The organism is Amycolatopsis sp. NPDC059027, assembly GCF_042739735.1.
GTDB lineage: Bacteria > Actinomycetota > Actinomycetes > Mycobacteriales > Pseudonocardiaceae > Amycolatopsis.
The window spans coordinates 34,866-47,965 of record NZ_JBHYIK010000028.1; the positions used below are offsets into that span (position 1 = coordinate 34,866).

At 69.5% G+C, this 13,100-nt stretch carries 2 protein-coding genes; both read right to left on the bottom strand.

Annotation, left to right across the window (positions count from 1 at the left end):
- Nucleotides 1-27: 27 nt before the first annotated feature.
- Nucleotides 28-12,342 carry a DNRLRE domain-containing protein gene (locus tag ACFWY9_RS20590; RefSeq protein WP_378339570.1) on the bottom strand — a complete coding sequence of 4,105 codons (12,315 nt, stop codon included), beginning with the start codon at nt 12,340-12,342 and terminating at the stop codon, nt 28-30.
- Between the two features lie 171 nt (nt 12,343-12,513).
- Nucleotides 12,514-12,816, bottom strand: a complete 303-nt coding sequence (locus ACFWY9_RS20595) for a hypothetical protein (protein ID WP_378325857.1) — start codon at nt 12,814-12,816, stop codon at nt 12,514-12,516.
- Between the last annotated feature and the right edge of the window lie 284 nt (nt 12,817-13,100).

The window sequence follows — 13,100 nt, forward strand, 5'->3', positions numbered from 1 at the left end:
TCGTTCCGCGTTCGCTTGTCCGTGCATTCACCTGTTTTCGAGCCAGTTCCGGAGAGCCCGGTTCTGGCTCAGGCTCGCCCACATCTCGGCGATCTGCCGATCGTACTTGGTGCCGAAGCGGTTGCGGATGTCCTGGATGTCCATCATCATCGCCCCTCGGAAGTCCCCGGCGTCGATCATCTCCTTCTGCCGCATCCGCCAGGCTTGTGATTCCCGGGAGGAACCGGTGCTGTAGAGCTCACGGTGGTCGGCGCGGTCCATCCGGATCGAGGGGCCGCTGTACTTGCTGAGCGGGCTGATGGAATTGGCCGGGATGTGGTTGATCTCGTATCCCTGCCCGGCAGGCTGCAGATCACCGTACTTACCGCCGTCCCCCGTACCGCAGTTGTGGACGAGTACCGGGATGTCGCCGACCAGCACGTAGTACGTGTGTGGTCCGTCGACGGAAAGGTTGTGTACCCGGAGTGTCTCCGCCCGCTGCTCGACAGCGGTGACCTGGACGTACGTGCCCGCGGAGGTGCGTAGCAGGGCACCGGGACGCAGGTCTCGCGCCGCCCGCCACTCGCCGGGACCGGCCGCGACCCAGAACGGATGTCCGTCCGTCGCGGTGATCGTGCTGTCGGCCTTGCCGTCCCGGTCCGTGTCGACGGAGATGGCGACGAGGTGCTTCTGGCCATCACCCGCGATGGCCGCGGTGACCACTCGAGCTTCCGTGTGCCCGTCGGCCGGATCGGTCGCGAGCACCTTGTCGCCCGGCTTCACTTCGGCGATCGGCTTGTCGGAGCCGTCCGCCATCCGCACCCTGGTTTCGGGCGTGAAGCTGTTCGAACCGCAGCCATTGCCCGAAGACGCGGGCTTCGTGCCCATCGGGTCGGTGAGCTGGGTCGGCTTGTTGCCGGCGTAGCCGTACAGGTTGATCCCGCCGTCGAACCCGATCGGGTCCTCGCTGAGGAACCGTTGCAGGCCGGGGCTGTAGTACCGGGCGCGGTTGTAGTACAGCCCGGTGCCGTCGTCCTCGCGCCCCGCGAACCGGTACGGGTTGCCGCCGTCGTTCCCGGTGACGTAGGTCCGGCCGAACGGTTCGTAGGAGTACGACGCGCCCACGCCGGTGTTGTCGGCCAGGCCGACGGCGCTGCCCAGCGCGTCGGTCAGGAAGCGGCGGGTCGTGCCGCCCGACTCGCGGAGCTGGAACCCGTCCACCCCCGCCGACGTCATGGTGGCGGTGACCGCGCCGTTCACCTTCTCCTGCACCGGGTTGTCCCCGTCGTACAGGTAGTTGGTGGTGACGCCGTTGATCGTGCGGCCCTGCCGCTTGCCGTCGGCCGCGTAGTCGAACCTGGCCGTCATGCCCGGCGAGGTCTGCCCGGCGAGCTGCCCGCGGGCGTTCCACGTGTAGGTGGCCGTCCCGTCGGAAAGCAGGTTGCCGTCCGGGTCGTAACTGACCGGGGTGGCACCGACACTGCGGATCCGGTTCGCCTTGTCGTAGCTGGCGTCCCCGAACGCCTCGGGCAGCATCGCGCGGGAGTAGCTTCCGCGTGTCCTCGTCGGCTGGCCCGCCGTGTCGTAGTCGTAGGCGAGGTCGCCGAGGACGTTCTGCCCCGAACGATAGGTGATCGACTTGATCTCGCCCGCGTCGTCGTAGGCGTAGGTCTGCGACAACCCGTCACCGGGGGCGCCGACCCGCTCCGCGCGGCCCACCGCGTCACGGCTCACGGTGGTCACCGCGCTGCCACCCTGCTGCACCTCGGACAGCGCGCCCACGGCGTCGTAGACCTGCCGGACCGGGGCCCGGCCGGGCACGGTCATGGTCCGGTCCCGCGCCGTCGCGCTGTAGTCGTAGGACACGCTGCCGTGCGGGGTGGTTTCCGCCTTGACCCGGTCGAGGCCGTCGTAGTCGATCGTCGCGACGCCCGCGGCCGAGTCCTCGGTCCGCTTCAGCCGGTTGCCGAGGTCGTAACCGAACTTGGTGCTGCTTTCGGTCCCGTACCGGCTCTCCTGGCGCCGGTCCAGCTCGTCGTAGTCGTGTTCGGTGACGATGCCGCGTCTGCTGGTGTGCTTCTTCTGGTTGCCGTTGGCGTCGTACTCCGCCAGCTCGAACTTGCCGAGCGGGTCGGTGACCTTGGCGACATGGTCCATCGCGTCGTAGTCGAAGACGGTCTGCCCGTCGCGGGCGTCGGTGACCTTCGTGCGGTTGCCGTTGGCGTCGTACTCGTAGGACACCTTGCGGCCGAGCGGATCGGTCACCGAGGCGACCTGTCCCGCCGCGGTGTAGGCGGTTTCGGAGACCGCGCCCCGTGGATCGGCGGCCAGCACCCGCCTGCCGAGGGCGTCGAACGCCGTCGTCGAGACCCGGCCCAGCTGATCGGTGCCGCGGATCGGATCCACGCCGGCGTAGTCCGTCGTGGTGAACTTGCCTGCCGGATCGGTGACCTTGGTGACCAGGCCCTTCTCATCGGTCCTGTAGGTCGTCTTCCGGTTCGCCGGATCGGTCACCGATTCGACCGCGCCGCGCGCGTCGAGCCCGTACACCGTGTCCTTGTTGTAGATGTCGGTGTACTTGGTCAGCTCGCCGTGCGGGCCGTTGCGTTCCCACTTCTCGGTGCGCGCGTCCGGCGTCCCCGCCAGCACGGTCTGTTCCTTGAGCTGGCCGTTGGCGTCGTAGACGTAGGTCGTCCTGCGCTGCAACGGATCGATCATCGCCTTGCGGCGCACGCCGTCCGCTTCGTACTCGTTCGTCGTGGTGGCCGCGAGCGCGGTGCCGAACGCCTTGGTGTCGGTGAGCACCGAGCCCTTGTCGTTGAACGTGAACCGCCGGACGTGCCCGCGTGGGTCGGTGATCCGGGTTTCGACGATCGCGTCCCCCGAGTCGACGTAGTCGAACTTCGTGACCCCGTTGTCGGCGGCGGTCTGCGTCTTGACCCTGCCCTTGTCGTCGTACTCGTTGAGCAGGTACCGGGTGTTCCTGCCGTCCGTGATGGACTTGAGCAGGCCCTTGTCCCAGGTGTACCGCGTGACGCCGCCGCGGACGTCGGTCACCGTCTCCAGGTGGCCCGTGGCGTCGTAGGTGTACCCGACGCGCCTGCCGAGATTGTCCTCAATGGACTTGACGCGCGGCGGGTTCGCCTCGTCGTAGGTGAACTTCACCCAGCGGCCGTTCGGCGAGGTGATCTGGGTGACCGGCCCGTTCGCGCGGACCTTGCCGTCGGTGCCCGGCGGCGCGGTGGCGCGGGTGAGGGTGGTGGTGTTGCCGAACTTGTCGCGGATCTCCTGCAGCGGCGCCTCTTCGCCGATCACCATCACGGTGCCGTCGCGCAGGGTGACGTCCCAGCCGCTGTCGATCCAGCGCACCACGGAGCCGTCGAACTTCGTCGGTGTCGGGTCGGCCTTGAACACCGCGCCCGCGTAGTCCTTGCCCGGCGAGGTCCGCCGGTAGTGGATCCGGCTGCCGTCCGGCTGCACCAGGTCGAATTCCTGGAAGGTGAACTGCCCGATGATGCCGGGCGACCAGGGGTACAAACCGTAGTTGAAGCTGGTGCCGACGCCGAACGCACGGATGTCGGTGTCGCCCTGCTGGTAGGTGCGCTTGATCTCGATCGGGGCGATGTCGTCGACGACCAGGTCCGTGGTCTCGTCGACCAGCAGACCGGTGGACGGGTCGACCGGGTCGCCGACGCGGGTGCCGTTGGGCCGTGGCGCGATCCGCGGCGGGTTCATCCCCGGCACCGCGGTCATCGCGCCGGTGAGCCGGTAGAACTTGACGTTCCCGTCGGGGACGATCTGCTTGCCGTCCGGCGAAACGGTGCCGTAGCCGTAGATGTGCCAGCCCTTGCCGTCCGGATCGTAGTTCCAGAACTGGGTCCGGGTGCCCGGCGCCTCCTTGGTGTAGTTCGGGTAGACGATCGTGGCGCCCTCGGGGAACAGATAGCTGCCGCCGGGCTGGACGGTGAAGTACACCGGGACCTTGGTCGGGGGCAACGGGAACGGGGGCCGGTCGATCGGGATCGGGGTGAGGCTCAGCTCGGTCACCACGGTGCCGTCGGCGTCGCGGACGACGCTGCCCGCCGGGAGCCGCACCTCCAGGCCGGGGATGGCCTTGGTGGTGAGCACGGTCTCGCCGGTGGTCGGGCTCGGGACGTGCACCGTGGCGGCGGTGTCGATCTCCGGCAGGAACACCGTGTACGGCAGGACGAGCATCTGTCCCGCGTGGGTGTCCACGCCGATGTCGAACGCGCCGAACGCGCGGCCGGTGGCGTTCGCGCGGCCGTCGACGCGCAGGACGACGTGCCCGTCCGGCAGCCCGGTGAGCGCGAACTTGCCCTGGTCGTCGGTGACGACCCGCTGTCCGCCGGCACTGACGGCGACACCGGCCAGGGCCTGCCCGGACGTCGCGGCGATCTTGCCGACGACACCGGTGAACCCGACGGCGAACTGCAGCGGACGGTCCCGCGCGGGCACCGGCTCGTACCGCGTGTTCCAGTCCGTACCGCCGAGGTTGGCGGCGTCCGGCTGCCAGCCACCGGCCGGTGCGCAGGTGGACGGGGACGGCGGCGCGGCCGCGGGCTCCGGTGCGGCCGGTGGCTGCGCGGACCCCTGCGGGACCGGGGAACCCTTGGCGGGCTGCGGACGCGGCTCGGCCGGGACGCACTTCGGGGTGACCGGTTTCGGCGGATCGATGCGCGTGCTCTGCGCGAGCACTGCCGCCGCCGGTTTGCTGATCGCGACGGTCATCGAACCGGTGACCGCGCCCGCCGGGTCGAACACGAGCGTGTAGGTACCGGTCGCCTTGAGCGGGGACAGCTTGAAGCGGTCGTACGACATCCACGAGTGCCGCGGCGAAACCGTGCCGTCCGGCGCGATCAGGCTGTAGTAGGCGCCGTAGTTGTTCGGGAAGCTGCGGGTGACGTCCAGTTGCAGGACGTCGTTCGCGGTGCCGTCGAAGGTCACCTTTCCGTTCTGCCCGGTCCTGGCGATGGTGATCGTCTTGGCCGGGCCGCCGATTTCGGCCTTGCCGCCGTCGGCTTCCCCGGACAGTGCGATCCCCAGCTCACCGGTGGCGGGCCCGCTCGACTCGTCGAGCGGTTCGAGGAGGATCCGGTAGTCACCGGTCACCGGCAGCGTGGTGAGGTCGAGAGCGTTGGGCAGGTTGAACGTCTGCGGGCCGTCGAGCGTGCCACCGTCCGGCTTGAGCACCTTCACCTTGAGGAACGGGATGTTCGGCGAGGTGAAGCCGAGGCTGAGCCGTTGCCCCGCCTGCCCGGCGAACTTGCCGGTCACCGTCTGGCCGGTGACGGAGATCGCCGGATTCGGGATCGGCCCGTCGATCGCGAGCTGGCCGAGGTCGAGCGGTTCCGACGCCGCGATCGTGACGCTGCCCGTCGTGGCGTAGCCCGGATCGAGGTGGATGCGGTACTTCCCGGTCTCCGGCAGCGCGGGGATGTCCAGCTTGCCGTCGATCGAGCTGTTCACCAGCCTGCCACCGGTGGGCTGGTAGACCCGCATGGTGAGGGTGCCGGGCAGGCTCTTGTCGCGGGTCTGCAGGTGCAGCGGGCGATCCTTGACGCCGTCGTAGTCGAACCACACCTCGCGGCCGGGCCGGTCGATGGTGACCTTGGTGTGCGCGTTGATCGGCAGCTTGCCCGCTTCGGTCCCGGAGGTCAGCCAGCCCCGCGCGGCGCCGACGGCCTCCCAGCCGCTCATGAACAGGTTGTGCTCGCCGTTCTTGCGGACCGGGATGTTGCGGATCTCCTGCGTGCCGTTCCGCAGCTCGACCTGGTTCTCGTCCGGCTCGACGAGGATGCCGCTGGGATAGCCGGGTCTTCCGTTCTCCCGCAACGTGTTCTCGGTGGTGGCGAACCGCAGCGGCTTGCCCGCCACCCCGGTGAACGGCAGCCGGACGGACTGGCCAGGCCGGTTGATCTTCATCAGCGTGCCGGGCCCGTCGACGGCCAGCGCGCCCGGTTCGAGCACGCTGGACAGCCACACCTTGCCCGCGCCGAGTTCCTCGGGCCCGAACGTCACGCCGACCTTGTAGGTGCCGGTCGTCTTCGCCCGGAACACCATCGTCGGGGTGTACGTGGTCAGCGACGCCTTCCAGGTGCCGCCGCCGTGGCCGTCGGGGTAGGTGACCAGCACGTCGAAGGTGTTGGCCGGCATGCTCAGATCGGTCAGGCCGAAGCTCAGCCATTCACCCGCGGTGGCGGTGAACGTCATCTCCGCGCGCTGCTGCGGCACGGTGACGGTGAACGGGACACCGGTGCCGTCGCGCGTCAGCTTGTCGCCGGTCAGTTCGTGCGACGCGGTGATCCGCACCTTGCCGGACGCGGTGTCGTCCGGCGCCACGACGATGGAGTACGTGCCGTTGGCACCGAACACCGGGATGTCCTGGCGCAGCGTGCTGCCCGCCCACAGGTCGAGCGGATCGCCCATGGTGCGGCGGGCGAAGTCGCCGCCGTGCGGGGTGAACATCCACATCGCCGAGCGGACCGGGATCGTGTTGTTCTCCAGGTCGAGGTGCACCCGCTCGCCGGCCTTGCCGTCGATCAGGACCACCGCGTCCTTGCCTGCCGGGATGTCGAGCTCCAGCGGCTTGCCGAGTTCGATCCGGCCGCCGTACACCAGCTTGTCGATCACGAAACCCCGTGGTGCCACGAGGAAATCGCTCCCGCTGGCGGCCGTGCCGCCCGGGGTGCGGACGGTGATCCGGCCGGACGACGCCGCCGCGGGCACCTCGACGGTCAGGCTGGTGGTGCCCGCCTGCTTGACCCGCGCGGTGGTCTGGTGGAACAGGACGACGTTGCGCGCCGGGTCGGGATCGAATCCGGTACCGGTGATCGTGACGGTGTCGCCCGAGTTGGCGCGGTCGGTGGAAACCCCGGTCACCGTGGGTGCGGGGACGCCGCGGCTGACGATGAACGGGGTGCGCGCGGCCGCCGTCTTGCCGTTGGCGGTGACCTTCACCGCGCCCGCGCCGGTGCCCGCCGGGACCACCACGGTGAGCCGGTTCACCGAGGCGGCGGTGACCTGCGCGGCGATCCCGTCGAAGGTCACCTTGTTGTCCGCGGGCTGCGCCGCGAAGCCGGTTCCGCTGATCTCGACGGTGCTGCCGATCGGGCCGCGCGCCGGGACCATGGCGAAGATCGACGCGGTGTCCGTGCGGTACCGGTCGGTGGCTTCGAGGTTGCCCGCGGCGTCGTACCGATAGGCGGCCGCCTCGCCGGAGTTGTTGGTGACCCCGGCGAGCTGCCCGGCGGCGTCGTAGAAGTAGTCGCGCGGACCGGCGGGGGCGCCGGCCACGAAGACGTACTTCGCCGGCGCGGACTGCACACCGGACGCGGTGACCTTGGCCCAGACGGTCAGCGTGCGCTGCCCGGAGCGGACCGGGGTGAGGCTGATCGTCGCGGTGCCGGTGCCCGCCGGGACCTCGGTGGCCGCGGCGTCGGTGTCGAGCTGGTACCGCAGCACGTCCGCCGCGACGGCGCCCTGCGAGCGCAGCGTGAACGTCCCGGCCTGGCCGAGGCTGCCGTGCGGCTGCCCGTCCGCCGGGTAGTCGGCCGACGAAACGAGTGGCACGTCCGGGGTCGGCGCCGCCCCGGCGACGACGAAGGTGTACGTCGTGGGCGCCGACGCCGAGCCCGCGCTGCCGATCGCCCAGACCACCAGCGTGTGCGTTCCGCCGGTCGGCGGCGTGATCCGCGCCTGGACGTCACCGGTGCCGGGGACGTCGCTCGTCGCGCCGTCGTCCAGTTTCCAGCGATAACCCGAGATCGGCGTGGTTCCGTTGGCGCGGAAGGTGAACACGCCCTCACGACCGGCGTCGCCGTGTGGCTGTCCGTCAGCCGGATAGTCCACAGAGGACACAGCAGGGGCGTCCGGCGGGGCCAGCGGGGCGACCTCGAACCGGTAGTCGGTCGGTGCGGAAACCGCGCCCGCGCCGGTGAACGTCCGCACGGTCAGCGTCTGCGGCCCCGCTGTGGTGGGCGTGATCTTCACCAGGACCTTGCCGGTGCCCGCCACGTCGGCGGCCGGACCGCCGTTCAGCTGCCAGCGGTATCCCGCGATCGCCGTCGAGCCGGTGGGCCGGAAGGTGAACGCGCCCTCCTTGCCGGGCGCGCCGTACGGGGCGCCGCCCGAGGGGTAGTCGAGCGAAAGCACCTGCGGCGCACCGGGTCCACCCGGCGGATCGGCCACCACGAAGGTGTAGGTCGCCGGTGGTGACACGGTGTTCTCCGCGCCGAGCGCCCGGACGGTCAGCGTGTGCTGGCCCGGCGTCCGCGGGGTCGCCTTGATCTGCACCTCGCCGCTGCCCGCGACGTCCGCGGGCCCGCCGTCGTCGAGCTGCCACCGGTATCCGGTGACCGGGACGGCGCTGGACGGCTTGAGGACGAAGATCCCTTCCCTGCCCGGCTCACCATGCGGCTGCCCGTCCGCCGGATAGTCCGAAGAGGACACTGCAGGCGCCGCGGGCGGCTGGGCCGGCGCGGCGACCACGAAGGCGTAGGTCGACGGCTGCGAGGCCAGGCCACCGGCGGTGAACGCGCGCACGGTCAGCGTCCGGTTGCCCGCCGCACCCGGGGTCACGGTCACCGAGGTGTCCCCGGCCGCCGCGACCTCGGTCGGCTGAGCATCGGTGTCCAGCTGGTACACGTACTTCGCGACCGACACCGCATCGCCCGGCTTCAGGACGAACGTGCCCGGTCTGCCCACGCCGCCGTGCGGCTGTCCGTCGGCTGGATAGTCCACAGAGGACACCAGCGGTTTGGCGGGCGGCACCGGGGCGGGTGTGCCCGGCCCCGCGGCGAACAGGCTCGGCCGCGGCACTTCGGCGCCCACGGCGAAATGGCCGTGCCACTGGGCACCGGCGCCGAAACGCGTGCCGTCCGAGACGCCGACGTAGGCCTTCGCGTCAGTGCCGCGAGTGAACGTGGCGACGTCGAACTTGCCGTCCCCGGTGAAGTCCCCGATACCGGGCAGTTCGCCGCCCGGCGCGAAGTTCGCGTTCCACTGGCGGGCCGCGCCGAACGCGGTCCCGCTGGAAAGCGCGGCGGTCACCTGACCGTTCGTGAACGACAGGATGTCGTCCTTACCGTCGCCGTCGATGTCGCCGACGCCCGCCCGGTTCGCGTCGGGTGCGAAGTTGTCGTGCCACTTCTCGGCGGTGGGCGCGAACTTCGTGCCATCGGAACGCGCCACGTACACGTCGGCGGCCTCGCCACCGGTGAACACGACGATGTCGTCCTTGCCGTCACCGTCCACGTCCCCGACCGCGGGCATTTCGGTGCCACGGGCGAGGGCGGTGTGCCACTTCACCGACGGCAGGAACTTCGTCCCGTCCGACAGCGCCACGTAGACGGCTCCGTCGCCACCCCGGGTGAACGTCGCGATGTCGTCCTTGCCGTCGCCGTTGAAGTCACCGACCAGCGGAATTTCCTCGCCCGCCGCGAAATAGTCGTGCCACAGCCCCGCGGTCGGCGAGAACTTCGTCCCATCGGACAGGGCGACGTAGACCTTCGCGCCGGTTCCTCGCGTGAACGTCGCTATGTCGGCCTTGCCATCGCCGTTGAAGTCACCGGTCAGCGGGATCTCGTTCTGCACGGCGAAATGGTCGTGCCATTTCCAGCCGTCCTGGACGAACTTCGTGCCGTCGGAAAGCGAAACGTAGACCGCCGCCGTGTCTCCGCGGGTGAAGGTGACGATGTCGTCCTTGCCGTCCCCGTTGAAGTCGGTCTTCGTCTTCTTGTGCCGCGACGGTTCGGCGACGACGAACGAGTAGGTGGTCGCGATCGACGACACGCCGGTCGCGTCCAGCGCGCGTACCGTCAACGTCCTGGTGCCCGACGCGGCGGGCGTCAGGTTCACCGAAACCTGGCCGGTCGCCGGGACTTCGGTCGGCTTCGCGTCGGAATCGAGCTGGTAGACGAACTTGCTGATCGGCGCGGTACTACCCGGTTTGAAGGTGAACGAACCCGCCTTGCCCGCGCCGCCGTGCGGCTGTCCGTCGGCCGGATAGTCCGAAGAGGACACTACGGGAGCGGCGGGCGGGGCGGGCGGAGTGCCCAAATAGGACACAGCGAGTGTGGGGCGCAGCAACGGTTCCGTCGCTTCGTCGGACAGGAAGAGCACGCGCTGTGCCGCGCCCGCCTCGTCACGCAGCTTGACCTGGAACCCGTTGTTGGTGGCCGGGTTGTCCACCCAGCCCTGGACCATGCCGGCGTTTTCCCAGATGTGCCAGGTCGGTTTGTCGGGGACACCGGAGACGAAGTCGGCCCTGGCCGCGATGTCCCCGCCGGGGGCGGACCACGCCGTCGCCGCCGACGCCCGGTTCCAGGTGGCTTCGTTCTCCACGAACGGTTTCGTGAGCGTATGCCCGTCGAAGGTCGCACCGGCACCGTTCGAGTAGAAGCCCCAGAGCGAAAGGTCGGCGTCCACGATCCTGGTTCCCGCCGGGATCGAGGTCAGGCCGTCGAACTTCACGACCGCCCGTGTCTTGCCGAAGGTGCCACTGTTGTTACCGACCTGCAGCCACGGCTGCCCGGTCAGCACGTTGAGGTTCGTGTTCGGCTGGTTCGCGGCGAGGGTGGTGTCCGCGCTCGCCCGGAAGGTCTGCCGGACCTGACCCGCCTTGGGTGTCCTGGTCATCTGCGTGGCACTCGGGACGAGCTGGCCGTCGCGGGTCTTGACGACGATCATGTAGTAATACGCGTTCCACCCGAGGTCCGGCGCGCTGTCCGGGGTGACCGGGGCGGTGGTGTCGACGAACCGGGTCGCCTGCGCGCCCACCGAGGTGATCAGCGTCGCCGACGAGGGCGTGAAGACCTGCGAGACCGAGCGGTGCACCTGGTATTCGACGATGTCGTCGTTCACGTTGGCGGGATCGGGATCGGTGTAGGGCGCCCAGTTCAGTTCCGCGCCGGTGGCGTAGGCCTTCGTGATGGTCTGGAGCACCGCGCCCGGACGTCCATAGGTCAGGACCAGTTTCGGGAACGTCGCCGTGTCGCCGTTGTAGACGAACTCGGCCGCGTGGTGGACCGCGCCGCCGCGCTTGAGCGTCTCGTCGGTCGCCTTCACCAGGAGACCGTGGTTCGGCGCCGAACCGGAAACCCACGACTGGGCGATGTTGCGGACGTCCCATTCGGACCAGACCTGGGAAACGTTGGCGCGCTTGACCGCGGCCGAAAGCCCCGCCTCGGCGAACGCGGCGTTGGCGTTGTTCCACGTGACGGTGTTCTGCGCCCACGGGCTGGTGATCCGGCGCGCTTCCATCGTGACGTCGTTCGCGCCGGTGTACAGCTCGTTGTCGTAGTACATCCGTAGTTTCGCCGACGTCAGGCTCGTGCCCGCCGGCACCACCGACATGTCGAACTTCACCAGGCTGCGCGCGATGCCGGTGTCGTCGGTCCCCACCGAAAGCTGGTAGTCCGCGCCGTCGTTGCGGTCCGGGCTGTCCGACCAGATCTGGCTGTCCTGCCCCGAATTCGACGTCGGCTCGACCCGGATCGTCGGGTCGATCACCACGGGATACTTCCGCTGCGGGGCGGCCAGCCATTCCCGGTCGGCACGCACCACCACGGTGATCGTTTCACCGTGCTGTTCCACGGTTTGCGAAACCTTGTCACTCCACGACTTTCCGTGCGGCGACTTGGCGTCGTCGGCGGAATCGGTCATGAACGGCCGTGGCATCACGTACAACGGCGGACCGTCCGCGAGACCAGGGGCGGAAGCGAAGAAAGCGATCGAACCGTCCGGCCGCGGCTGTGCGACGACTCCCTGCGCGCGCAAGGTGAACCGGTACGTCCCGTCCTTCGGCGGCGCCGCGAGGACGATTTTTTCCTTGAGGGAATCAGCCGTGACCTGATAACGCAGCTCCGCGCCGTCCACGGCGTTCGGATAACTGACCGAATCCCGTTCCGCCTTCGGTTCGAGCGGCCTGGCCGGGCCGTCGAGGCCCATTTCCACCCGGGTATCGTTCAGCGCGAACCGGGCGAGCCGATCGGTCCGGTCACCGAAAGAACTGGTGAACGCATTGGTGTCGTTACCGAACCGATAGCCGTCCGTGGCCCGGGCGCGCACCGTCGTGTCTATCGGCTGCCACGTCCCCTTGGCATCGCGAAAATGCTGGGGTTGAGCGGAAACCTCGGCCTCGTACTGGCCGTTGGAAAGCTCGTACACCCGCATCGCCGACGCACGGCGATCGGCCAGTTCCCGTACCCGGGTCGGCGGTCCCGCGGGTTTCTGTGCCTGCGCCGACGCCGCGTTTTCCTTGCCACGCGGCAAAGGAGCCGACGCGGGCAGGCCAAGCGAAACGACGGCGAACACCATCGCCAGTACCAGAAGGCGTGAGAGCACAACGAAACGACGCGGCACGCGCACTGTTCCCCCCAGGTCACGGCGAGCGGACGCCGTTCCCCCAGGCAGGATGGACGAGCCGCTCGTGCTGGGATGAGCTTAACCAGCGCCGGACTGTCCGATATAGAGCCAAACAGACGATCTTAGGAGCGATCGGACAGACCAGACGAGTCAGCGGGTGTCGGCGGCGGTCTTCAGGCAGTCCAGCATCGCCGCCCGCGCCTGTTCACCGTGACTGTCCGGCGCCTTCCCGCCCGCCGTCCCGTCCACGAACGCCTTGGTCTCCGCCGGGGTGGCGTAACGCAGGTACCAGTCGGCGAGGCACCCGGCGGTCTGGTCCGAGGTTCCCCGCGTCTGCGGGTCCGCCTTGATCTTGGCGATGATCTCGTCCCGCCCCGGCGTCCGGTCCCCCGAACAGGCGGCGAGCGCTCCCAGCAACACTACGGCCGTCAGGCCGCGAGCAAGGCGAGTCATGGCGGTCAGCGTAAGCCCCGCGGACCGCTCGCGGAATACCCCTTCGCTCCCGCCCGCACCGCGGGGGCCAAGATCCACAAAGGACTGTGCCGCTGGCAGCGAAGTCCCGTGTGGACAATCGGCCGTCGGTCCGTGTTCGGGACAGGGGCCCGGCACTGGAGTGTCGCGAAGGGGACATTGACGGCGTTGAGCGCCGGTAAGGAGGCCTTCACGGCATGCGGTGGGTCCGGGGCGTGTGTCGGGGGGGGGGCGGGGGGGGGGCGGCGCCCGGGCGGCCGACGGCG

What these genes read in the sequence shown, in the direction of transcription:
- ACFWY9_RS20595 (WP_378325857.1), bottom strand. Translation starts at nt 12,816, where the DNA reads ATGACTCGCCTTGCTCGCGGCCTGACGGCCGTAGTGTTGCTGGGAGCG.